The organism is Streptomyces sp. NPDC021100 (assembly GCF_044333095.1).
Lineage (GTDB): Bacteria > Actinomycetota > Actinomycetes > Streptomycetales > Streptomycetaceae > Streptomyces.
This window is the reverse complement of the sequence record NZ_JBIRQH010000002.1, coordinates 629,508-653,371: the sequence shown is the minus strand read 5'-3', so window position 1 is coordinate 653,371 and position 23,864 is coordinate 629,508. Positions and strand designations below refer to the sequence as shown.

At 75.0% G+C, this 23,864-nt stretch carries 12 protein-coding genes and 2 pseudogenes; 7 read left to right on the top strand and 7 right to left on the bottom strand.

Features of this window, described 5'->3' with window-relative positions:
- Window positions 1–23: 23 nt before the first annotated feature.
- Entirely contained in the window at window positions 24–1,073 is a 1,050-nt protein-coding gene (locus ACH4PU_RS06280; protein WP_398266809.1) for a 2-aminoethylphosphonate ABC transporter substrate-binding protein, read from the top strand.
- A gap of 266 nt (window positions 1,074–1,339) precedes the next feature.
- Here ACH4PU_RS06280 and ACH4PU_RS06275 read toward each other — a convergent pair whose 3' ends face one another.
- On the bottom strand, window positions 1,340–1,993 hold the full coding sequence (locus ACH4PU_RS06275) for a TetR/AcrR family transcriptional regulator (RefSeq protein ID WP_398266806.1): 654 nt from the start codon (window positions 1,991–1,993) through the stop codon (window positions 1,340–1,342).
- A 67-nt stretch (window positions 1,994–2,060) separates the two neighbouring features.
- Here ACH4PU_RS06275 and ACH4PU_RS06270 point away from each other — a divergent pair.
- Window positions 2,061–2,192, top strand: a pseudogene (locus ACH4PU_RS06270) (alpha/beta hydrolase); the annotation flags it as partial.
- A 25-nt stretch (window positions 2,193–2,217) separates the two neighbouring features.
- Here the strand turns inward: ACH4PU_RS06270 and ACH4PU_RS06265 are convergent.
- The gene (locus ACH4PU_RS06265; RefSeq protein WP_398266803.1) at window positions 2,218–3,087 is read right to left on the bottom strand and encodes a class II glutamine amidotransferase; all 870 of its coding nucleotides are present in this window, start codon (window positions 3,085–3,087) and stop codon (window positions 2,218–2,220) included.
- Between the two features lie 73 nt (window positions 3,088–3,160).
- Window positions 3,161–4,585: a glutamate decarboxylase gene (locus ACH4PU_RS06260; RefSeq protein WP_398266800.1), complete on the bottom strand. Its 1,425-nt coding sequence runs from the start codon at window positions 4,583–4,585 to the stop codon at window positions 3,161–3,163.
- A 597-nt stretch (window positions 4,586–5,182) separates the two neighbouring features.
- Here ACH4PU_RS06260 and ACH4PU_RS06255 point away from each other — a divergent pair.
- Window positions 5,183–5,581, top strand: a complete 399-nt coding sequence (locus tag ACH4PU_RS06255) for a YciI-like protein (protein WP_398266797.1) — start codon at window positions 5,183–5,185, stop codon at window positions 5,579–5,581.
- Window positions 5,582–5,615: 34 nt separating this feature from the next.
- Here ACH4PU_RS06255 and ACH4PU_RS06250 read toward each other — a convergent pair whose 3' ends face one another.
- Window positions 5,616–5,882 (bottom strand): GlsB/YeaQ/YmgE family stress response membrane protein, encoded by a 267-nt coding sequence (locus tag ACH4PU_RS06250; protein ID WP_004940892.1) that lies wholly within the window; start codon window positions 5,880–5,882, stop codon window positions 5,616–5,618.
- Window positions 5,883–6,188: 306 nt separating this feature from the next.
- Between ACH4PU_RS06250 and ACH4PU_RS06245 the strand changes: the two are divergent.
- From ACH4PU_RS06245 to ACH4PU_RS06230, 4 genes and pseudogenes are all read left to right on the top strand, one after another.
- A pseudogene (locus tag ACH4PU_RS06245) lies at window positions 6,189–6,755 on the top strand (TerD family protein); the annotation flags it as partial.
- 713 nt (window positions 6,756–7,468) lie between these two features.
- Entirely contained in the window at window positions 7,469–7,699 is a 231-nt protein-coding gene (locus ACH4PU_RS06240; protein WP_398266793.1) for a hypothetical protein, read from the top strand.
- Between the two features lie 148 nt (window positions 7,700–7,847).
- Window positions 7,848–8,228 carry a hypothetical protein gene (locus ACH4PU_RS06235; RefSeq protein ID WP_398266790.1) on the top strand — a complete coding sequence of 127 codons (381 nt, stop codon included), beginning with the start codon at window positions 7,848–7,850 and terminating at the stop codon, window positions 8,226–8,228.
- A gap of 174 nt (window positions 8,229–8,402) precedes the next feature.
- Complete coding sequence (locus ACH4PU_RS06230; protein ID WP_398266988.1) at window positions 8,403–9,077, top strand: HNH endonuclease family protein; 675 nt, start codon at window positions 8,403–8,405, stop codon at window positions 9,075–9,077.
- 128 nt (window positions 9,078–9,205) lie between these two features.
- Here ACH4PU_RS06230 and ACH4PU_RS06225 read toward each other — a convergent pair whose 3' ends face one another.
- From ACH4PU_RS06225 to ACH4PU_RS06215, 3 genes are read right to left on the bottom strand one after another with little or no spacing between them, the layout of a single operon-like run.
- On the bottom strand, window positions 9,206–16,003 hold the full coding sequence (locus ACH4PU_RS06225; RefSeq protein ID WP_398266787.1) for an SDR family NAD(P)-dependent oxidoreductase: 6,798 nt from the start codon (window positions 16,001–16,003) through the stop codon (window positions 9,206–9,208).
- A gap of 2 nt (window positions 16,004–16,005) precedes the next feature.
- Window positions 16,006–20,226, bottom strand: a complete 4,221-nt coding sequence (locus ACH4PU_RS06220) for a type I polyketide synthase (RefSeq protein ID WP_398266784.1) — start codon at window positions 20,224–20,226, stop codon at window positions 16,006–16,008.
- A 5-nt stretch (window positions 20,227–20,231) separates the two neighbouring features.
- Entirely contained in the window at window positions 20,232–23,660 is a 3,429-nt protein-coding gene (locus ACH4PU_RS06215) for an amino acid adenylation domain-containing protein (protein ID WP_398266781.1), read from the bottom strand.
- Between the last annotated feature and the right edge of the window lie 204 nt (window positions 23,661–23,864).

Below are 23,864 nucleotides of genomic sequence, written 5' to 3'. Positions count from 1 at the left end.
TCCCGCCCGAAGGAGTTCCGCCCGTGCCCCGCCCCCGTACGCTGCTCCCGCTCGTCCCCCTGCTCCTCCTCCCGCTCACCGCGTGCGGCGGGACGGCCGACGCCGGCGCGAAGGAGATCACCGTCTACAGCGCCGACGGCCTCAAGGCCGACGACGGCTCCGGCTTCTACGACAAGGTCTTCAAGGACTTCACGAAGGAGACCGGCATCAAGGTCCGTTACGTCGAGGGTGGTTCCGGCGAGATCGTGCAGCGCCTGGCCCGCGAGAGGTCCAACACCAAGGCCGACGTCGTCGTCACCCTGCCGCCGTTCGTCCAGCAGGCCGACGGCAAGGGTCTGCTGGCCGCCTACCGGCCCGCGGGCTCGGACAAGGTCGCGGACGGCGACAAGGACCCGGTCGGCAAGTGGACGGCGGTCGTCAACAACTACTTCTGCTTCATCTACCACACCAAGGAGCGGAAGGACGGCCCGCCGAAGACCTGGCGCGACCTCCTGGACGGCAGGTTCCAGGGCAAGCTGCAGTACTCCACGCCCGGAGTCGCGGGCGACGGCACGGCCGTCCTCATCAAGGCCATGCACGACCTCGGCGGCAGGGAACCCGCCATGGCCTACCTCAAGGAGTTGCAGAAGAACAACGTCGGCCCCTCCAAGTCCACCGGCCAGCTCGCCCCGAAGGTCGACAAGGGCGAACTCCTCGTCGCCAACGGGGATGTGCAGATGAACTTCGCCAACATGAAGACGATGCCGAACCAGGGCATCTTCTTCCCCGCCGGCGACAACGGAAAGCCCACCACCTTCGCCCTGCCCTACGCGGCCGGGCTGGTGAAGAACGCTCCGCACGCCGAGAACGCCAAGAAGTTCCTCGACCACCTCCTCACCGAGCGGGCGCAGCGCGACGTCTCGGCCGTCGGCGGCGGCTTCTCCGCCCGTACGGACGTCAAGGCGACGGACCCGAACGCCGCCGCCCTCGCCCGCGTCATGAAGGACGTGGAGGTCTTCCGCCCCGACTGGGCCGACCTGGACAGGAACCTCGCCTCCTACGTCGCGGCGTGGCGGGAGGCGACCGGCAGCTGACGGGGGCGCTCGGGCCCGCCGGCGCCGTCCACCGGCGGGCCGTCGCGGCCGGCGGCACCTCGGTCGCCGAGGTCACCCACGTGTTCTTCGGCGACCGCGTGGGACGGGTGCGCGATCCGCCGGACGCGGGTGGAGGAGCCGGGCCCGCGGGAGATCGAACGCCGCCTCGGCGACCGGGAGTTCACCGAGGCGATGGAGTACGCCCAGAGCGCCGCCTTCTTCCCGGGCGCGGCTCCGGCCTCGGCTGAGGACGCACGGCCGGGACGTCAGGGGATCCGGGCCTCGATCCGGGCGAGGTGGGCGGCGAGGAGCTCCTCGAACGCGGCGCGGCGGTCCGCCCCGAGGGGGCGGATGTCGCGGGCGAAGTGGGCCAGGGCGGGGAAGTGTTCGGGGTCGGCGCCGAGCACGGCGACGCGGAACTGTTCCATGGCCTGTTCGTGCTCCTTGGGGGTGGTGGCGTTGATGCCGGCCTCGGAGGTGATCAGTGCGGAGAGGAGGATCACGATGCGGTGGTAGTGCCCCGGGATCTCGTCGTCGGGCAGGCCGGACGCGCGCAGGGCCTGCAGCAGTTCCTCCATGACCAGCCGGGATCCGGTGCCGCCGGACCCGTAGCGGCCCCACACCGTGGCGATCTGGAGCTGCTCGCCGAACGCCTCGCGCAGGCGCAGGGCCAGGGCGGTGATGCGCTGCTTCCAGTCGCCCTCGGGGCGGTGGCCGTCCATGGCGGCCAGCAGGATCCGGTCGGCGACCGCGCGCATCAGCTCGGTCTTGTTGCGGAAGTGCCGGTAGAGGCTGGAGGAATCGGTTTCGAGCGCTGCGGCGAGCCGGCGCACGCTGAACGACTCGGCGTCGCCCGTGCGCAGCAGTTCCGCCGCCGTGTCCAGGATCTCCTCGGTCGACCATCGCCGTCGGCCAGTCATGACGCCCCTCTCGTCCGGACTGACCCTAACTCATGCACTTGCTGTTGCACGCATTGCGTGCATAGTGGGGACCCCCGCGCGGCTCACCGAACACCCGGGGGCGCGGCACGCGTTCCTCACCCTGCCCGGCGTGGAACCGCAGGCCGGGGCCGCCCGGGCGGAGATCCTCGCGTTCCTCCGCGCGGCCCTGGCCCGGTGAAGGGGGAACGGGGCCCGGGCCCGCGCTAGGCGGCCTTCTGGGAGGCGGCGGCGTCCGGGTTCAGGTCGGTGAGGCTCAGGCGGTATGCCGGGGCCTCGGGGAGGACCACGCGGCGGGTGGTGTGCGGGCCGGGGGCGACGTGGAGGAGTTCGCCCGGCTCCATCAGGCGCCAGTGGGGGTTGTCGTCCATGCGCTCGCTGGCGATGACGACGGCCGGGTGGCCGGCCAGGTGCGCGGAGTGGACGCGCATGCGCCCCCGGCTGCCGCTGTGGTCGAGGTGCCGTCCGCCGTGCGGACCGCCCGCCGGGCGCTCCAGCACGTACAGCTCGTGGGTGTCCGGGTAGCGCAGCGCCCACAGGTCCGTGGACGTGACGAGGACGAGGTTGAGGGCGTAGACGGGCAGGTTGCGGGCGATCCAGCGGGCGGCGTGCTCGACGCCGGCGCCGACGTCGCCGCCCCTCTCCCTCGTTTCGCGGGTGATCAGGGCGAAGAACCGTTCGGAGTCGGTGTCGCCCTTGACGAGGGAGCGGTCCTCGCCCAGACGGGCGTCGAGCGCGTCGAGGCCCTCGATGACGCCGTTGTGGGCGAACAGCCGGCCGTCCTGTGCGAAGGGGTGGGTGTTGCGGGTGTCCAGGCTGCCGGTGGAGGCGTAGCGCACATGGGCGACGAAGGTGGCCGACCGCACCTGCCGGGCCTCTTCGGCGAAGGCGCGGTCCCGGTAGGCGGCGATGGGTGCCTTGTCGACGCGCGGGGTCCCGTCCGCCGCGAAGTGGCCCAGGCCGGTGCCGTCGGGGTCCTTGCGGCTCTGCCGGCTGAGGCTGTCGGGGGCGTCCAGCAGCCAGAACGTCGCGGGACCGCGCTGCGGGGCACTGCTGAGACCGAACAGGCGACACATGGTTCTTCTCCTTGGTCGCCAGGCGGCCGGCCCGCGCCCGCAGGCGAGAGCACGGCCGTCCGGTGGTGGGTGGTCAGTGACGGCCGGGGCGGCGGGGGTTCTTGGTCTCGGCGCCGTGGGCGAAGCCGCCGGCGTCGTCGGCGTCGCGGTGCGGCTCGTGCTGCTTGTCCAGCCGGGTCAGGGCCCGGCCCAGGTCGTCCAGGAGCAGGTCGGCCAGGTCGTGGCTGAAGCCGTTGCGGACCACGACGCGCAGGACGGCGAGGTCCGTACGGTTCTTCGGGAAGGTGTAGGCGGGCACCTGCCAGCCGCGTTCGCGCAGGGCGGCGGAGACGTCGAAGACGCTGAAGTGGTCGATGCCGTCCCGGATCCGGAAGGCGAAGACGGGGATGTCACCACCGTCGGTGATCAGCTCGAACGGCCCGAGCCCGGCGATCTCGGCGGCCAGGCGAGTGGCGACGTCGCGGCAGGTCAGCTGGACCCGCCGGTAGCCCTCGAAGCCGAGGCGGAGGAAGTTGTAGTACTGCGCGACGACCTGGGCGCCCGGGCGGGAGAAGTTCAGCGCGAACGTGGGCATGTCCCCGCCGAGGTAGTTGACGTGGAAGACCAGGTCGTCGGGGAGGGCCTCCCGGTCGCGCCACAGCGCCCACCCGACCCCGGGCATGACCAGGCCGAACTTGTGCCCGGAGGTGTTGATCGAGGCGACCCGCGGCAGCCGGAAGTCCCACTCCAGGTCCGGGTCGAGGAACGGCGCGATCATCCCGCCGGACGCCGCGTCGACGTGGACGGGGATGTCCAGGCCGGTCCGGTCCCGCAGGCCGTCCAGCGCCGCCGCGATGCCGGCGACGGGCTCGTAGCTGCCGTCGAAGGTGGAGCCGAGGACGGCGACCACGCCGATGGTGTTCTCGTCGCACAGCTCCACCGCCGTCTCGGGGGTGAGGTGGTAGCGGTCGCCCTCCATGGGCACGTAGCGGGCCTCCACCTCGAAGTAGTCGGCGAACTTCTCCCAGCAGATCTGCACGTTGATGCCCATGACGAGGTTGGGCCGGTCGGTGGGCCTGCCCTCGGCGCGGCGCCTGTGCTGCCAGCGCCGTTTGAGCGCCAGCCCGCCGAGCATCGCCGCCTCGCTCGACCCGGTGGTCGAGCAGCCGATCGCGTGGTGGGGGTCCTCGGCGTGCCAGAGCCGGGCGAGCATGCGCACGCACCGGTTCTCGAGCCCCGCGGTCTGCGGGTACTCGTCCTTGTCGATCATGTTCTTCTCGGTGCACTCCGCCATCAGGCGCCGCGCCTGGGGTTCGGCCCAGGTGGAGACGAACGTCGCCAGATTCTGCCGGGCGTTCCCGTCGAGCATCAGCTCGTCGTGCACCACCTGGTAGGCGGTTTCCGGATGCATCTGCCCGTCCGGCAGCGTGTAGCGCGGGACCCGGACGGGCTCCCGGCTGAAGACCGGATTGACCTCCAGGTCCCTGCTCTCGCCGCGGTCGTCGCGCTTCGCCGCCATACGCGCTCGGTCCTCTCCGCCCCTCCGGTGGACGTGGCCGGTCACCGTCGGGCAGTCATGACGCATCGCATGCACATGGCTTCCCATGGTAGCGGCCGTTGTCCTTCCCCGGCCGGTACGGCCCGGCCTCAGGCGGCGGGTGGTTCCGTGCGGGACGCGGCCGGGGCGGGACTTCCTCTCCCCGTCCCGACGGCGGATCCGTGCGGCCGCTCCCCGGCCCGGCTGCCGTCGAACTCCGGCGCGGCCTCGCACGGACGTACGCCGCTTCCCCCGGGAGGACGGCCGTCCCCCGGCGCGCCCTGCCCGCCGCGGCCGAGGGGTAGACCCGCTCCATGGGGACTTCCGAGGAAGCCCGGGGCCCGCTCGCCCTGCCGCCCGTCGCCCTGACGTCCTTGTGGACGCTGCACCACCGGGCGTCGGCCGCCCGCCGGAACCCCCGCTCCTCGACGACCCCGTCGCCGTCGGACTGGTCGACCGGTGCGCCTGGCCGGTACGCGGTGACCGAGCGTCCCATCGGCCCCTACACGTGGGGGAGTTCCGCGGCGGTCCGCGCCCCTGCACCTCGCGCAGCGATCGCGGCCGGTGCGGAGGGTGGTCATGCCGACCTTCGTCCGCCTGGACGTCTCCGGCCGCGGGCGGGACGTCCCGGCGGCCGGCCGCCGCCGGCCGGGCAGTAAGGTGCGGCCTCAGAGCCCGGCCACCGGACGGCGGAGGATGAACATGGCGTACTACGTGCTGGAATACGCGCTCGTCGACGACTACGTCGAGCGCCGGGCACCCCTGCGCGAGGAGCACCTGGGGCTCGCGCGGGAGGCGCACGAGCAGGGCGCACTGGTCCTGGCCGGGGCCCTGGACGGGCCCGTGGACCGGGCGTTGCTGGTGTGGCGGGTCGATGACCCGTCGGTCGTCGAGGAGTTCGCCGATCGGGACCCTTATGTGCGGCACGGACTGGTCACACGGTGGTCCGTGCGGCCGTGGACCGTCGTCGTCGGGTGACGCCGTGAGGCGACGCCGGGCGCGTCGACGGCGCTCAGTCGCGCGAGTTGCCGAACAGGATGCGGTATCCGATCAGCAGGACGAGCGAGCCCCCGATGGCGGCGGCCCAGGTGGCCGCGTCGAAGAAGTGGTGGGTGACCGACCGGTGCAGGAACTTCGCCGACAGCCAGCCGCCGATGAACGAGCCCGCGATGCCGATCAGGGTGGTGCCGATGAGGCCGCCCGGGTCCCGGCCCGGGAGCAGGATCTTCGCGATCGCTCCGGCCAGCAGGCCCAGGACGATCCAGCCGATGATGCCCATGTGTGTTCCTCCGCCCTTTCCGGGGTGGCCGGCGCACGCGCCGCCGTTGGTCGTCGATGGTGAGAACGGTCGGGTAGGAGAACGGTCGGAGCCACCCCTACGGTTCCCCTGTTGCGCAAGCGCTAAAGTATGGGCGTCAGGCGGTGACATGGCGACGTGCCGGGGCGACATGACGTTCCCCCAGGTGAGAGCCGTCGTGTCAGCAGGAATCAAGGGAATCGACGGAAACGGTCGAGCCGGTCCCGAGCGCATCCGGTGCGGTGCGCCGCGCGGGGCCGGAGCGGTTGTGAGGGAAGGGAGAGGGGTGTGGCGGGTGTGGCCCTGACCAAGGGCGGCAACGTCTCGCTGAGCAGGCAGGCCCCCGGGCTGACCGCGGTGACGGTCGGACTGGGCTGGCAGGCGGCCCCGGGATGCGACCTGGACGCCAGCGCGCTGCTGTGCGGCGGGTCCGGGAAGGTGCTCTCCGACGGGCACTTCGTCTTCTTCAACAACCTGACCAGCCCGGACGGTTCCGTCCGGCACGCCGGGGACGCCGGCGGCGCCGGCCCGGCGGGTGACGCCCAGCGGATCCACGTCGACCTCGGGCGGGTCCCGGCGGACGTCATGAAGATCGTCTTTCCGGTGTCCCTGTACGAGGCCGAGGCGCGCGGCCAGGACTTCCGGCAGGTCCGCGGCGCCCACATCCGGGTCACCGACGGGGAGGGCGGGGCCGAACTGGCCCGCTACGAGCTCGCGGCCGGGGACGCCGGGGACGAGACCGCGATGGTCTTCGGGGAGCTGTACCGCCACGGCGCCGAATGGAAGTTCCGGGCGGTGGGGCAGGGGTACGCCTCGGGGCTCGCGGGGATCGCCGCGGACTACGGGGTGGACGTGCTGCGGGACGCGGCGGCGGCGCCTGCCACGTCGGTTCCGCCCGTGACATCCGCCGAACCCGCCGCGTCCGCCGCGCCCGCGCGGATCCACAAGGCAGCCGACGGTGCCCCGGCCCCGGCGGCGATGGCCGCCCCGACGCCGCCCCCGGCCCCGGCGTCCACCCCGACACCGACGGTCGTCGTCCCCTCGACGCCCCACAGCGCGCCGACGATTGCGGCGGCACCCCAGCAACCCCCAGGGAGTTCTTCCGTGACCTGCTTCTTCGACCCCAGCCATGGCCCCGGCATGACGACGGTGTCCTGGTCGCCGCAGTGGGGCGTGCCCCGGCCGGTCCAGGCGTGCGGCGGCTGCGCGCACCGTGTGCAGACCACGCCGCCCCCGTACTACACCCCGCAGCAGCAGGGTTACCCCCAGCCGGGTTACCCGCAGGCCGGCTACCCCCAGCCGCAGCAGCAGGGTTACCCGCAGCCCCAGCAGCAGGGCTACCCCGCCCCGCACGCCGACCCGCAGCAGGGCGGCGGGCAGCAGGGCGGGCGCCGGTTCGGCGCGGGCGCGCTCATCGGTGCCGGTGCCGCCGGTCTCGTCGGCGGTGCGCTGCTGAACGAGGCGTTCGACGACGACGAGCCGGACGTGATCGTCAACAACTACTACGAGGACTGACGGCCCTGCCACCGCTGTTTGTTCCCCACTTGCGCAATGCGTAAAGTGTCCCCATGGCGGGAGACGGCGTGCGGGGGCAGGAGACGGCGGTGCTGGCCGGCGGGCCGGCCGACGGCATGAGGATCACGGTGGCCGACCGGCCGGCGGTGCTGCAGGTCACCCGTCCGTGCGTCGTCGAAGTCCCCTTCGGTGACGTGCGCGTGGACGGGCTGTACGTCTACCGGCGCGACCTGCGCGTGGACGAAGAGCCGCTCCGCTACGGTTTCGACCCGGCCAGCCCGTAACCCCTCCCCCTCGCGGACCGCCCGTGCGGCAGGACGATCTCCGGCTCGCGCGGTTGCCCGGTTGCGCAGTTGGGCAAGTCATGTGCGCGACCCGGCGACCGCTCGTCGCCACCACGCGTCGCGACGACTCGTCCGAAGGGGGCTGCGGATGGCGCGGGACAGGACGACACCGACGGCCGGCGGCGACCTGATCGTCGGTGCTGCCGTGGCCGAAATCGAGGGGCTATACACGGAGTTGCTCGGCGGGCGCGGCGAGCGGCCCCGGGACCGCGTCCTGGCCGACCTCGCCCGGGCGGGCCACCGCCTCGCCTCTGCCGCGCTCCCACCGCAGGGCGCGCGGGGCGCCGGTTCCGCACGCCCGCGCTCGCGCCGGGAGCGCCGGCGCTTCCTGGCCGCCCGTGGCGCCGACATGTGGCTGACGTTCGTCCTGGGCGGCGGCGAGAGCGGCGGCGGTGGCGGGGAGGGGCGCGGGAGACGCATCCTCCGCCGTCGGTCGTCGGCCGGGTCGCCCGGCAACCGCCCCTCCTGAGGGCTTACGGCAAGGGGCGAGGGTCCGGGTGCGCACCCCTTTCATTCATGATCTACGGTTTCCCACAGTTGATCACCCACGCCCCCTATCGGACGAAACGAGACACCGGTGCCGTACCAGACCAGCCCCCGACGCATAGGCGCCGTCGCCGCCGCCCTGCTGCTGCCGGTGCTGCTGACGGCGTGTTCAAAGGACCGGGGCGACGGCTCCGGCGCATCCTCCGACGGCAAGCCGGGCTCGGTGAAGGCGGCGCTGGCGGAACTGCCGGTGAAGAAGGCGGCGCCGAAGACCGGTTACGACCGGAACAAGCACTTCGGCCGGGCCTGGTCGGACCGGACCGACGCCCCCGGCTCCGGCAACGGCTGCGACACCCGCAACGACATCCTGCGACGCGACCTGAAGAACCCGAAGCTCGACGGCTCCGCGCGATGCACCGTCACCTCCGGCACCCTCGCGGACCCCTACACCGGCAAGACCATCCGCTTCCAGCGCGGCGCCCGGTCCTCGGCGGTGCAGATCGACCACGTCGTCGCCCTCTCCGATGCCTGGCAGACCGGCGCCCAGAAGCTCTCCCAGGCGCGGCGCGAGGCCCTCGCCAACGACCCGCTGAACCTCGTCGCCGCCGACGGCCCGGCCAACATGGGCAAGGGCGACAAGGACGCCGCCGACTGGCTGCCCGCGAACAAGACCTACGCCTGCGACTACGTCGCCCGGCAGATCGCGGTGAAGCGCCAGTACAAGCTGTGGGTGACGCCCGCCGAGCACGACGCGATGACCAAGGTCCTCCGCACCTGCCCCGCCCACCCGGTGCCCACCGCGAAGAGCCCTGAGGTCGCGCTGAAGCACTAGTGACAGGCGATGACGACGGAGAAGCATTGGTCGTCGTCCACGCTCCCGCTCGACGGGGTGGCGGTGCGCACGAAGACGCGGTTGGTGTTCACCAAGCCGACCAGGATCGACGCGGTGCCGGGCCCGGGTCACCGCCGTCTGCGCCCCGCGGACCGGGCCGCCCGGCGGCGGGCGGCGCGGTCCGAGGCGGGAGTGGCGGGGGCGCCCGGAGTGTCGGCCGGCGTGGTGGCCGGGGTGTCGAGGTAGGTGGCCAGGGTGGCGACGGTGGGGTGGCGGAAGAGGTCGACCATGGAGAACTCGCGGTCCAGGGCCGCCTGGAGGGAGCCGTGGACGCGGGCCATGAGGAGGGAGTGGCCGCCGAGGTCGAAGAAGTTCTCGTCCGGGCCCACCCGGTCCACGCCCAGGACCTCGCACCACACCCGGGCCACCAGCCGCTGGGTCTTCCCCGCCGGGACCGCGCCCGGGTCCGGGCGGTCGGCGCGGTGGAGGGCCGCGCGGTCTACGGAGCCGTCCGGGGTGCGGGGGAGAGAGTCGACGGTCACCTGACGGGTGGGGAGGAGGGTGCCGTAGCGGTCGGTAGGGGCGCGTTGCGTGGTGGGGCGCGGTTCCGTGTAGGCCGCGAGGGCCGTCGCCGGGCGGGCCGGGGCGTCCAGCGTGCCGCGGATCCACGGGCGGGCCGGGTCCAGGCCGACCAGGACGTGCGGCCGGTCCAGGCGCAGCGCGTGGACGAACGACCGTACGCCCTCGGCGCGGCCGATCGGGCGGTAGCCGCGGGCGCGGCCCGGCTCGGCCAGGTCGCGGCCGGCGCTCATGCCGGTCTCGTCCCAGAGGCTCCAGGCGACGGCGGTGAACCGCCGGCCCTGTGCGCGGCCCGCGCGGGCCAGTGCGTCGAGGTGGGCGTTGGCCGCCGCGTAGGCGCTGACCATGGCGCCGCCGAAGGTGCCGTTCACGGACGAGAAGGTGATGAGGGGGGTCTCCTCCGCCGCGTCGCCGAGCGCGTCGAGCAGGGCGCGGGTGCCGAGGGTCTTGGGGGCCAGGACCTCGGCCAGCTCCTCCACCGACTGCTCCAGAAAGGGGAGTCGGCGGAACGTGCCCGCCAGGTGCAGCACCGCCGTCGGCGTGAGCGACCAGCGGTCGGCCGCCTTGCCGAGGGCCGTGCGGATCTCGTCGGCGCGGGTGGTGTCGGCGGTCGCGTACAGCACGTGCTCGCTCCTGGCGCGCAGCGCGCGGTACGCGGCCAGGCGCCGGCCGGCCGTGGTGTCCGCAGCGGCGGGGTCGTCCGCCGTGCCCTCCGGCGGGAGGCCGGTACGGCCGAGGATCAGCAGCCGGGCGTCGTACGCGTCCAGCAGGTGCGCGCAGATCTCCGTGCCCAGTCCGCCCAGTCCGCCGGTGACGACGACGAGCCCGCCGCGCCGGAACGGCGCCGGGGTCGGCGTGCCGGCCGGGGGCCGGAGGGCCGCCAGGCGCGGCACGGTACGGACGCCGTCCCGGACGGCGGCCTCCGAGTCGCCGCGACGAGCGGTCAGTTCCGCCAGAACAAACGGCAGTTGGTCATCCGCCGGGGCTTCCTGAAGGTCCAGGTGGGTGACGTCGAGCCACGGCAGCTCCTGCCCGAGGCTCGTCAACAGGCCCAGCCTGGACGCCCGTTCGCAGTCGACCACGTCACCCGGTGTCACGTGCTGGGTGTGCCGGCCGACGACGCGCAGGGTCACCCGGGCGTCGCCGGCTCGCCGGGCGGCGAGGGCCTGGACGAGGTGGACGAGCGCCGCCGTCTCCGGCGGAACCGTGCTGCCGGGCGGAGCCGGCGGGGCGTACGTGGTGAGGTCGAGGACGTCCGTCACCGTACGGCCGTCGGCCGCCAGGGCGTCCAGAGCGCGGCCGTGGTCCTCCGCGCGGTCGAGGCGGACGCGGAAGCGGTCGTCGGCGACGCGCGCGTACTCCGTCCCGGCGTCGACGCGGACGACGCGCGGGCCCCGCGCGGCGAGGTCCGGCAGCAGGCGGTCCGCCAGGCCCAGCGGGTCGGCCAGCACCAGCAGCGTCCCGCCCGGGTCCGGCGCGGGGGCGGGCAGCGGGCGGGCCGGCCGCCAGGCGCGCTCGTGGAACCAATTGGGCAGCGTGGTGCGCTCGTTGCCCAGCAGCAGGTCCACCTCGGCGAGGACGGCGTCGAAGCCGCCGGAGTGGAAGCGGCGGCGCAGCGCGGCCCGCTGGATCTTGCCGATCTCCGTCTTGGGCACGTCCTCGCGGCGGACGGGGACGACGTGGCGCGGGTTGAGGCCGGTCCGCCGGACCAGCAGGGAGCGGATCTCTCGGATCGTCGCGGCGACGTCCGCGCCCGGCGCCGGGTGGAAGAACACGGCCAGGCCGTCCGTCGTCGCCCCGGCGTCCCGGACCGCGCACGCGGCGGTGAACGAGTTCTCGACCCGCTCCAGTTCCTCCACCACCGACTCGATCTCGTGGCAGTAGTGGTTGACGCCGTTGATGATGAGGACGTCCTTGGCGCGGCCGGTGATGGTGACCGCGCCGTCCCGGACGACCCCCAGGTCACCGGTCTCGAACCAGCCGTCGGGGGTGAAGGAGGCCCGGTTCTCCGCCTCGTTGTCGTGGTAGCCGGAGGTGACCGTCGGGCCGCTGACCTGGAGCCGGCCGGGCACGCCCTCCGGCACGGTCTTCCCGGCGTCGTCGACGATGCGCAGAGTGGTGCCCGGCAGCGGGCGGCCGACCTCGGTGAACGGATCGGTGTCGGACGTCGTCGCCAGGGTGAAGGCGTCGGAGTAGGTGACCGCCGACGAGGTCTCGGACATGCCCCACGAGGGGCGCATGGCGGTGGCGGGCAGGCCGAGCGGGGCGAGCGCCTGGAGGAAGCGGCGGGCGACGCGCGGCATGATGGCCTCGCCCGCGTTCTGGATGTAGCGCAAACAGGACAGGTCCCAGCCGCGCCCCGCCGCGTCCGCCGCACGGTCGTTGACCAGGCCGAAGGCGAAGTTCGGCGCCCAGGTGAGGGTCACCCGGTGGCGGTGGACGACGTCGAGCCAGCGCGGCGGGTCCTCCAGCACCCAGCCGGTGGGGGCGTGTATCTGGCGGTTCGTCAGGTAGACGTCGCGGACGTGGAACATGACGATCCCGCCGACGTGGTCGAGCGGCATCCAGTTGAACGTGACGTCCTCGGGCCCGAAACCGTTGGCGGCGGCGGTGCCGGCGCAGCGCGCCAGGATGTTGCGGTGGCGCAGCGGCACGGCCTTGGGGGTGCCGGTGCTGCCGGAGGTGAGCAGCAGCAGGGCGACGTCGTCGGACGCGCACGAGTGCTCGGCCCGGTCGGGAGCGTGGCCGCGCAGCTCGTCGAGGACGCCGAGGCGCAGGGCGGCTCCCCAGCCGCGGCGGGCGGCGAGGCCGCGCAGGCCGCCGGCGGTCGCGGCGTCGGCGAGGATCGGAGGGCGGTCGAGCAACTCCCAGGCACCGGCCAGGCGTTCGACGGACGCGGTGTCCTCGGTGTAGCCGTCGGAGGGGGCGAGCGGGACGGGGACGAAGCCGCCGAGGAGGCAGGCCCAGAAGGCGGTGAGGAAGTCGCGGTGGCCGGGGCACTGCAGGACGGCGCGGTCGCCCGGGCGCAGCCCGAGAGCGCGCAGGCCGCCGAGCACACGGGCCGCCTCCTCGGCCAACTCCGCGTACGACAGCTCGTGTTCGGCACCGTGCCGGTCGACGATCACGATGCCGCCCCGGCCCTCGCGTGCCGCGCGGTGCAGGGCCTCCGGCAGGGTCCGGACGGACGGCGCGACGGCCGGGGGGCCGGCGGCCACCGCCGGGCGCCCGCCGTCCGCCGGGGCCGGCGGGCGCGAGGCCTCCTCGTCGGGGTCCGGCTCCCGCCGGTCCTCGGCGGCGGGCAGCGGGACGTGGACGCGCTCCTCCGGCTCCGGGGCCGCCTCCTCGACGAGGACGGCGGCGGCCGGACCGCCGGGAGCCGCCGTCAGCTCCCGTTCCCAGGCCCGCGCGGCGTCCTCGTCCACGACGGGCAGCGCGGCGAGCGCGGCGGTGTCGAGCCGGCCGGACCGGTCGCGGGGGAGGGTGGTCACGGGCACCACCGTGCGCGGCGCGAGGGGAGCGGGCAGCAGCGCGGCGGCCCGTTCGAGCGACCGGCGGGCGGAGAACGGGCCGGTGGGCACGGCGTACGCGACGAGCTCCTCCACCCCTTCGGCCGTGGTCCGGGGCAGGACCGCGCAGGCGGCGAGGGTCTCGTCGGCGAGCAGGGCGTTCTCGACGGCCGGCAGGTCGACGGCGTATCCGTCCAGGCGCGGTGGCGCGTCGTCGGCGACGGCGAGCCGCCCGTCGTGGAGCCGGCGCCCGCGCCAGGGCGTGGGCTCCGGGGCGGCGGCGCCCGGCCGGTGGACGGACAGCAGGCCGGGGACTCCGCCGGGCAGCGGCCGGCCGCGATCGTCGGTGACGGTGACGTGCCGGTGGTCGCCCTGCCCGGCGGCGAGTTCGGCGTCGGTAAGGCCCGGGCGGCAGTGCAGGGAGGCCACGCAGCCGGCCGCCTCCGGCAGTACCCACACCCGGTGCAGGACGGTCTCGGGGCGGGCGGCGAGGAAACGGCCGGCGAGCCGGGCGGTGAGCCGGCCGCCGTCGGTGAGCACCAGGCGCAGCCTGAACGGACGTGTGGAGCAAGCGAGTTCGTTCAACGCGGAGGGCGGCAGCAGGGCGACGGTGACCCCGCCGTCCGCGATCCGCTCCGGGCCGGTGTCCGGCGCGGGGTGCACGGCGGCGCCGTACAGCAGCGGCCACAGCAGGGCGTGCACCGCGTCGGGCAGCGGTGCGGTGCGGTGGTGCAGGACCGTGTCGCCGGCACCGAGGCGGCCCAGCTCCTGGAGCCGGGCCAGGGTCGCGCACAGCGCGGCGTGCCCGTACTCCACCGGCCCGGCGGCACCGCGCAGGACGAACGCCGGATCGGTGCCGCGCGGCCCGTCCGCCGGGCCCGGGGGCGTCCCGGGCGCCTCGCGGTCGAGCGCGGCGAGGCCGAGGGCTCCGACAGCCGCGGGGAGCGCCGCCGGGCGGTCGGTGAGGACCGTTCCCGTACCCGTTTCGGCGAGCCACGCGCGGGCGGCCGCGACCGGCAGGTCCGGCTCGACGGGCACGCAGACCGCGCCCAGCGCCAGCAGCGCGAGCGTCGCCGCCGCGGCGTCGGGGCCCGGCGGGAGGTGCAGTCCGACGCGCGTACCACGGACGACGCCTCGGGCGGCGAGCCGGCCGGCGAGGGCGTGGGCGCGCTCGGAGAGCCGCGCGATGGTCGTCGGACAGGCGCGGCCCCCCGGGTCGGCGGCGCCGGCAGGGGCATCCGGGGTGTGCCGGTCCCGCTCGGCGAGCTCCGTCGCGGCCGGCTCGCCGCCTGTGCGGGGAGTGGCGTCCCGGATGCCCCGGCCCGGCTCGGCCCCGAGCGCACCCCCCGCGAACGCGACAGCCCCCGGCTCCCGCCGGACCCGCTCGGCGAAGACGGCCGGCACGGTCGTGTCCGGGTCGGCGGGGACGCGCGCGGCGGCCGTCGCCCCGGCACCCGTCGCCGTGTCGTCCGCCGGCTCGTCGTCCGTGAACGGCAGGTCGGCGACCGGGGTTTCCGGCGCCCGGACGGCCGCCGTCAGCAGGCGGCGCAGGCGGGACGCCGTACGGACGGCCGTCTCGTCGTCGAACAGGTCGGTGCCGTACACCAGGGACCCGTGCAGCCGGTCACCGTCCTCCCAGAGGTGGAACTCCAGGTCGAAGCGGGTGGAGTGGCGCGGCAGGGGCTCGGCGCCCAACCGGGCGCCCGGAAGGGGGAAGTCGAGGCGTGGCGGGTTCTGGAGGGCGAACATGACCTGGAACAGCGGGTTGCGGCCGGGGTCGCGCTCCGGCTGGAGCACCTCGACGAGCTTGTCCAGCGGCACGTCCTGGTGGTCGTAGGCGCCGGTGCAGACGCGCCGCGTGCGGGCGAGCAGCTCGGCGAAGGTCGGCGCGCCCGACAAGTCGCCCCGCAGCACGAGGGTGTTGACGAACAGGCCGAGCAGCGGCTCGGTCTCCGGTACGTCGCGGCCGGCGATCGGGGAGCCGACGAGGATGTCGTCCTGCCCGGTCCAGCGGTGCAGCAGGGCGGTCACCCCGGCCAGCAGCGTCATGAAGAGGGTGGTGCCGTGGGCGCGGCCGGTGGCGCGCAGCGCGCGGGTCAGGTCGTCGGGCAGCTCGAAGTCGACGCGGGCGCCGCGGAAGGACTGGACCGGGGGGCGGGGGCGGTCCGTCGGCACCTCCAACGGGGGCAGGATCCCGGCCAGTCGCTCCCGCCAGTAGTCCAGGCGGCGCTCCAGCCCCGCGCCGTCGAGCCGTTCCCGCTGCCACTCGGCGAAGTCGGCGTACTGGATCTCCAGCGGTTCCAGGCCCGCCGGCTCGCCGGTGCGGTGCTCGCGGTAGAGGGCGGCGAGTTCGCGCGTCAGGATGTTGAGCGACCAGCCGTCGGTGACGATGTGGTGGAGGCAGAGCAGCAGCAGGTGCCGGTCCGGGGCGGTGGTCAGCAGGGCGGCGCGGAACAGCGGCCCGGCCGTCAGGTCGAACGGCCGGCCCACCCACTCCAGGGCCCACGCGTGCTCGGCCTCGGCCGCACACTCCGCCGTCTCCAGCCGGACGGCGCCGGTGGGCGCGACCAGCTGGTGCGGCTCGCCGTCGCGCTCCGCGAACGTCGTGCGCAGGATCTCGTGGCGGGCGACGACGCCGTCGAGCGCCGCCTGGAGGGCGGCGGGGTCGGCCTCGCCGGTGAGCCGCAGTGCCAGGGGGATGTTGTAGTACGGGTTGCCGCGGTCGAGGTGGTGGAAGAACCACATCCGCTGCTGGGCGTAGGAGGCCGGGAAGAGCAGGGTGTCCGGGTCCTCCGGCGTGGTGGGGGCGGTGCTGGGCTGGCTGGTGTCGGCCGGGGACACGGCTACTCCGTCCTGTGGTCGCGGGTGGTGCCGGCGGCGGCCCGGGCGCGGCGGGCGCTGGGCCGGATGCGGGGCGCGGCCCCGGCGGTGGGCGCGTCGAGCAGCGGGACGAGCTGGGCGACGGTGGGCGCGTCGAAGATCCGTTGCAGCGACAGTTCGACGCCCGTGGTGTCGCGCAGCCGCGCGAACAGCTGCATGGCCAGCAGCGATTCCCCGCCGAGGTCGAAGAAGTTGTCGTGCACGCCGATGCCGTCGATGCCCAGGACGTCCTCCCACAGCCGGACGACGTCCTTCTCCCGATCCGTGCCGGGCGGGGCGTAGGGGACGGAGAGCGCGGGCCGCTGGTTGAAGGAGCGGCCGGCCGGAGCGGCGGCGGGGGCCTCCGGCGCGGTGGAACCGGCGCGGCGGGCCGCCACGAGCGTGTGGTCGGCGCCGTCCGCCCCGCCGTCCCGGGGGAAGGCGGTGACGTCGGCGAAGCCCTCGGCCGCCAGCAGCCCGGTCCACTGGTCCGCCGTGACGAGGGGGGAACCCTCGCGCAGATCGTCGTCGAAGTACCACCAGCCCTCGTACAGGCCGGTCGTCATCAGCGACCAGCGCTGCTGCCGCGACGCCTCCAGCAGCATCAGGACGCCGTCCGGGACGAGCAGCGCGCCCGCGTTGCGCACGGCCCGCCGCAGGTCGGGGGTGGCGTGCAGGACGTTGAAGGCGAGGACGATGTCGAACCCGCCGGGCGGGAAGCCCTGCGCGGCCGGGTCCTTGGTGATGTCGAGGACGCCGAACTCCATCCCGGCGAGCCCCTCCTCCCGGGCCCGGCGCTGTCCGTCCAGGACGAACGACCGGCCGAGGTCGGTGAAGTGGTACTGGGTGTCCGGGAGTTCGCGCAGCGCCTCCGCCACCTCCCAGGTGAGGTAGCCGCGGCCGGCCCCGATCTCCAGGATCCGCACCGGGCGGCCCGCCTCGCCGGCCAGCCGGGCGACGGTACGGGCGATCAGCCGGCGGAAGAGGGGGATGTCGCTGTAGGCGAGGCGGCGGTCGATGAGGGCGCGCTGGCGGGCGTCGTCGCCGTCGGGCAGAAGTACCTCGGTGCCGGCCGTGGTGCCGTCGAGCACCCGGGGGTAGTGCCGGACGCAGTGCTCCAGGAACGCGAGGTCCTCGGCCTGTTCGGGGTGGCCGGCGAGGATCTCGCGGGTGAGGGCGGCCGGTTGGGGTACCTCGTCGGCGGCCGGGGTGACGTGCAGGCGTCCGCCGTCCTCCCGGAGGATGCCGTCGTCGGTGAGCATGGCCAGCAGGGCGTCGAGGAACCGCCGGTAGGCGGGGACGGTGCCGAACGCCCGGTGGACGCCCTCCCGTTCCAGGACGGCGCCCAGAGCGAGCGGCAGCCCGGCGTCGCGGAGCACCGCGCACACGTGGGCGACGGCCAGCCGGTCGAGGGCGGCGGTCAGCTCCGACGGGTCGCGCAGCGGCGGGTGTTCGGCGCGCAGCCGCTGCTCGGCGAGGGTCATCCGGGGCAGTTCCGCCGCCAAGGGGACGGGGAACGCGGCGGGCCGCGGGCCGGGAGCGGGATCGCCGGCCGGCCGGTGGACGTCGATCCAGTGCCGGGCGCGGCGGAACGGGTAGCCGGGCAGCGGGACCCGGCGCGGCGACCGTCCGGCGTGCACGGCCGCGACGTCGGCCGGTACGCCGAGGGTCCACAGCCGCCCGACCGCGTCCAGCAGCGTCCGGTGGTCGGGCTCCCCCGCCTGCGGGTGCCGCATCACGGGGACGACGGGGGTGTCGCCGCCGCGCGCGCGGACCAGCCCGGTGAGGGCGCGGCCGGGGCCCACCTCCAGCAGCACCGGGTCGCCGTCGGCGAGGAGGGTGTCGAGGCCGGCGCCGAAGCGGACGGGTTCGCGGGTGTGCCGCGCCCAGGCGGCCGGGTCGGTGGCCTGCCCGGGTGTGATCCAGGTGCCGGTGAGGTTGGAGACGTACGGGATCTCCGGTGCCTTGAGCGGAAGTCGGGCGACGGCCTCGGCGTAGGTGTCGAGGACCGGGTCGAGGAGCGCGGAGTGGGCGGCGGCGCCGAAGCGGATGCGGCGGTGCCGTACCCCGTCGCGCGTCAGCCGCTCCTCCGCGCCGGCCAGCGCCTCCTCCGGACCGGCCAGCGCGCAGGCGCCGGGCCCGTTGACGGCGGCCAGCGAGAGGCCGCCGTCCAGGTAGGGGGCGACGGCGTCCTCGCCGAGGGCGACGCCCAGCATCCCGCCGGTGCCGGCCGCGCGGGCGAACAGCTCCTCGCGGCGGACCACCAGCGGCAGCAGGTCCTCGGGGGCGAGGACGCCGGACACGCAGGCGGCCGTGTACTCGCCGAGGCTGTGCCCGAGCAGCGCGGTGGGCCGGATTCCCCACGACATCAGCAGCGTGGCCAGGGCGTACTCGGTGGCGACCAGGGTCGGGAAGACCCCTTCCGGGGCGCCGGGAGCGGCGACGGACCCGGCGTCGCCGTACAGCATGTCCCGCAGGTCGCGGCCGAGCAGCGGCCGCAGCACGCCGGCGCAGCGGTCGATCTCCCGCCGGTAGACCGGCTCCCGCTCGTACAGGCCGCGGCCCATGCCGGGGTGCTGGGAGCCGGCGCCCGGGAACAGGAAGACGACGGGCCGGTCGGTGCCGGCGGGACCGGCCGCCGGGGGCGCGGCGAGCAGCCGGCGGGCCGCGTCGGCGGTGTCCGCCGCGGTGAGGGCGAGGCGGTGGGGGCGGGCGCGGCGGCCGGCGGCGAGGGTGTGGGCGACGTCGGCGAGCGGCAGGCCGGGGTGGTCCCGCAGGTACCGGCCGAGATCGCCGGCGAGGGCCGTCAGGTCCTCGGGGGTGCGGGCGGAGAGCGTCAACAGCGCTTCTCCGTCGTCCGTTCGAGGAGTCGGGCGCGCGGGTGCCTCCTCCAGGACGACGTGGGCGTTGGTGCCGCCGATGCCCAGCGAACTGACGCCGGCCCGGCGCGGCCGGCCGTCGCTCTCCCACGGCCGGGTGGCGGTCGGGACGTGGAAGGGGCCGTCCTCCAGGCCGAGCAGCGGGTTGGGGGAGCGGAAGTGCAGGGTCGGCGGGATGGTCCGGTGCTCCAGCGCCAGGACGGTCTTGATGAACCCGGCGATGCCCGCCGCCGCGTCCGTGTGCCCGATGTTGCCCTTGACCGAGCCCAGCGCGCAGAAGCCGCGCCGGTCGGTGGAGGCCGCGAACGCCCGGGTGAGCGCGGCCACTTCGATGGGATCGCCGACCGGCGTGCCGGTGCCGTGCGCCTCGACGTAGCCGATGGAGCCGGCGTCGACCCCGGCCACCGCCTGCGCGGCGACGATCACCTCGGCCTGCCCGGCGGCGCTGGGCGCGGCGAAGCCGACCTTGCGGCCGCCGTCGTTGTTGACCGCACTGCCCTTGACGACGGCGTGGATGTGGTCCCCGTCGGCCAGGGCGTCCGCCAGCCGCTTGAGCACCACGACGCCGAGGCCCTCGCCCGCCAGCATGCCGGTCGCGTCGGCGTCGAAGGGCCGGCAGTGCCCGTCGTGTGAGAACGGGCCGTCCTTGACGTACCGGTAGCCCTGCCGCAGCGCCGGGTTGAGCGAGACGCCGCCGGCCAGGGCCGTGTCGCACTGGTGCGAGAGCAGGTCCTGGCAGGCCAGGTGCACCGCGACCAGCGAGGTGGAGCAGGCGGTCTGCACGGACAGGCTGGGGCCGGTGAGCCCCAGCTCGTACGAGACGCGGGTGGCCAGCGTGCTGTTGACGTTGCCGAGCTGGGCGTGGTGCAGGGTGACGCTGTCCGCGCCGCGCAGCCGGGGGTGGACGTGGTCGAGGAAGTAACGGCTCTGCACGGCACCGGCGTAGACGCCGACGGCACCCGTCGTCGTCCCCGGACCGTAACCGGCGTGCTCCAGGGCGTGGTGGGCGCACTGGAGGAACAACCGCTGCTGTGGGTCCAGGAGTTCGGCCTCCGAGGGCGGGTATCCGAAGAACTCTGCGTCGAACTCGTCGATGCCGTCCACCACCGACGCCACCTTGACCAGATACGGGTCGTCGAGCCGCGCCGGATCGCCGCCCGCCGCCAGGTACGTCTCGTCGTCGAGGGGCGCGACCGCCTCCCGGCCCTCGGTCAGGCCGGCCCAGAACGCGTCCAGGTCCGGGGCGCCCGGAAAGCGCCCCGCCATGCCGACGACCGCGATGTCGGTCCCTTCGTCGGGCCCGTCCGCTGCGATGTCGCTGTTCACGGTCCTCACCGCGTCCTTTCCCCGGGCGCCTGCGCCCGCTGTCGCGCCGTCCGGCCGGCGGCCGCCGCGCGCCGTGCCGCTGTCTGCCGCCGGCGCTCGGCCTGCGCCCGGATCCGGTCCAGCTCCGGCGTCTCCCCGTCCTCCGCCGGCGTGCCACGGGACATCCGGGCGGCGAGGGAGGCGACGGTGGGGTGGTCGTAGAGCTCGACCAGGGGGATGTCGTGGCCGAGCCGGCTCCGGTACAGGGCCTGGGCCCGGACCAGGAGCAGCGAATGCCCGCCCAGGTCGAAGAAGTTGTGCCGGACGCCGATGTCGTCCCGGCCCAGCAGCTCGGCCCAGACGGCCGCGACGTCCCGCTCCAGGGCGTCGCGCGGCCGGACGAACGGGGTCGCCGCCTCGTCCGGGGCCACCGGGGTCAGGGCGAGGAGCGCCCTGCGGTCCGTCTTGCCCGCGCTGGTCAGCGGCAGGGCCGGCAGGACGTGCAGCTCGCCGGGGACCGCGTAGTGCGGGAGCCGGGCGGCGAGCCAGTCGCGCAGCGCGGCGACGGCGGGCGCCTCCGCCCCGGGCTCCGGGACGCACCAGGCGGCCAGCCGGTCGCCGCCCGGCGCGCCGGTCCGCAGCAGGACCGCGCTCTGCCGGACGGCCGGGTGGGCGGTGAGCGCCGCCTCCACCTCGCCGAGCTCCACGCGGAAGCCGCGCACCTTGACCTGGTCGTCGGCCCGGCCCAGGAACTCGATCCCGCCGTCCGGGCGGTAGCGGCCCAGGTCGCCGGTGCGGTACAGCCGGCCGCCCGGGGTGTCGGCGAACGGGTCGGGGACGAACGCCTCGGCCGTCCGGCGCGGGTCGTTCAAGTAGCCCCGGGCCAGCGGCATCCCGCCGAGGTACAGCTCGCCGGGCACTCCGACGGGGACCGGGCGCAGCGCCCGGTCGAGCAGGTACAGGCGGGCGTTGGGGTTGGGGCGCCCGATGGTGACCGTCGCGCCGTCCGCCCGCTCGTCGAAGACGTGGCAGCTGACGCCGATGGTGGCCTCGGCCGGCCCGTAGCCGTGGTACATCGTCGCGTCCAGCCGGTCGCGGAACCGCCGGTACAGCGCCGGGGTGAGCGCCTCGCCGCCGCACCACAGGTGGCGGATCGAGCGGGCGGTCCGCGCGATGTCGTCCCGTTCCAGCAGCACGTCGAGCATGGAGGCGACGATGTAGAGGAAGGTGACGCCCTCCCGCTCGATCACCTCGGCGAGGTGGGCGATGTCGCCGTGCGCGTCCGGGTCGGCCAGGACCAGGCGGGCGCCGTTGACCAGCGGCAGGAAGATCTCGTTGACGGAGATGTCGAAGCCCATCGGCGCCTTGTGCAGCACCCGGTCCCCGGTGGTCATGCCGAGCAGCCGGGACTGCCACACCAGGCGGTTGGAGATGGCCTGGTGACGGATCATCACGCCTTTGGGGGTTCCGGTGGAGCCCGAGGTGTGGATGACATAGGCCATGTTTTCCATGTCCACCACGGCCGGGGAGGGTTGAGCGTGGACGGGGGCGGACGGGTCGGCCAGGTCGAGCACCGGAACGTCCAGCGGCGGCGGCGCCGGGGTGGTGGCCGCGTCGGTGAGCACCAGGACGGGACGGGAGGCGCGGGCCACGTCCGCCTGCCGCAGCGCCGGCCAGGAGGGCTCCAGCGGCATGAACGCGGCCCCCGCCTTGAGCACCGCCAGCAGGGCCACCACCAGGGTGGGCGAGCGGGTCAGGTGGACGCCCACCACGCGCTCCGGCCCGGCGCCCGACGCGCGCAGCCTCACCGCGAGTTCATCGGCCCGCGCGTCGAGCTCGCGGTACGTCAGTGTGGCGTCCCGCGCGACCACCGCGACCAGGTCCGGGGTACGGGCGGCCTGCTCCTCCACCAGCCGGTGGAGGGGCCGGCTCTCGGCCGGGTCGTCGTCCGTCCGGCTCCACTCGGCCAGCGCCCGGTGCTCCTCCTCCTCGGTGAGCAGCGGCAGTTCGCTCAGCCGCCGGTCCGGGGCGAGCGCCGCGCCACGGAACAGCTCCACGAGGTGCCCGAGCAGCCGCTCGACGGCGGCCGGGGAGAACAGGTCGGCGCGGGCCGTCAGTCCGAGGACGACGTCCCCGCCGGCCTCGCGGGCCTCCAGGACCAGCGGGAAGCGGGCGGTGCCGTTGTGGTGCGGCAGCTCCTCGAACAGCACGTCAGGGGTGCGGACGCGGCTCGGCTCCGCCGTGACGAACGAGAACACCGCCTCGAACAGTGCTTGCCGGCCCACCGCACCGGCAGGCCGCAGCGCCTCGGTGACGCGGTCGAACGGCACGTCCTGATGGGCGAACGCGTCGGCGCAGACGTCCCGGACGCGGCCGAGCAGGGTACGGAAGGCGGGGTCCCCGGCGAGGTCGGTGCGGAGCACCACGGTGTTGCCGAAGTTCCCGACGACGTCCTCGAACTCGGCCCGGCCGCGGTTGACCACCGGCGAGCCGACGGCGATGTCGTGCTCGCCGGTCCAGCGGTGCAGCGCCGTCTGGTACGCGGCCAGCAGCGCGGTGTACAGGGTGACCCCGGACTCCCGGGCCAGCGCGCGCAGCGCCCCGGCGGCGTCGGCACCGAGGCGGGCGTCGCGCCGTACGCCGTCGGTGCCCGCGGCACCCGGCGCGGCGCCGCGGTCCAGGTCGGCGGGGAGCGCGAGGGCCGGCGGGTGGGGCAGCAGCCGCTCGCGCCAGTGGGCGAGTTGGCCGTCCCACGCACCCTCGGCGAGCCGGCGCGCCTCCCAGCGGGCGTAGTCGGCGTACTGGACGCGGGACCGGGCGGAGGGCGCGGGCGTGCCGCCGGTGGCCTCGGTGTAGCGGTGGGCGAGTTCGTCGAGCACCCGGCCCCACGACAGGTCGTCGAAGACGATGTGATGCACCGTCAGCGACAGCACGTGGTCGTCGGCGCCGAACCGGAACAGCCCGAAGCGCACCGGCAGTTCACCGCCCAGGTCGAAGGGGCGCCGCCCCTCCTCGTACACGGCCGCCCGGGCCCGTGCGGCGCGCTCGGCGGCGGGCACGTCCCCGAGGTCCGTCAGGGGCAGGGGGACCGGTGCCGGGGGCAGCACCCGGCGGGCGGGGGAGCCGTCGGGGCCCGCCGGGTAGACGGTCCGCAGGACGTCGTGGGCGCCCGCCAGCGCGGTGAGGGCGGTGCCGAGGGCGGCCGGGTCCAGCGGCCCGGTCAGCCGGACGCCGCCGCACAGGTTGTAGGCGACGCCGTCGGGCTGGAGCCGGCGCAGGAACCACATGCGCCGCTCGGCCGACGACAGGGGCGCGGGGGCCGCCGGGTCGCTCACCGCGACCGGGGCGAACGACGGGTCCCGGCCGGCCAGCCCGGCCTCGGCGAGCAGCAGTTCGGCGAGTTCCCGACGTTGTGTCTCGGCGGTGGGGTCGGACTGGTCCTCGGTACGCGTCACTGCGGTCCTCTGTTTCTCGCTCCGGGCCGCGGGACGGCGGGCCGGACCCCGCGGACGGACGCGGGGAGAATTTCCGGGGGAATTCCGGGGAAAAGGCGGTCACCGGTGTTCCCGGTACCACTCCTGTGGGCCTCGGCCGAACGTAACAGCGGGGCCCGCGGGCGTCGTCCAACCCGGGTAGCCATTACGGCCTCCAACCGTGGT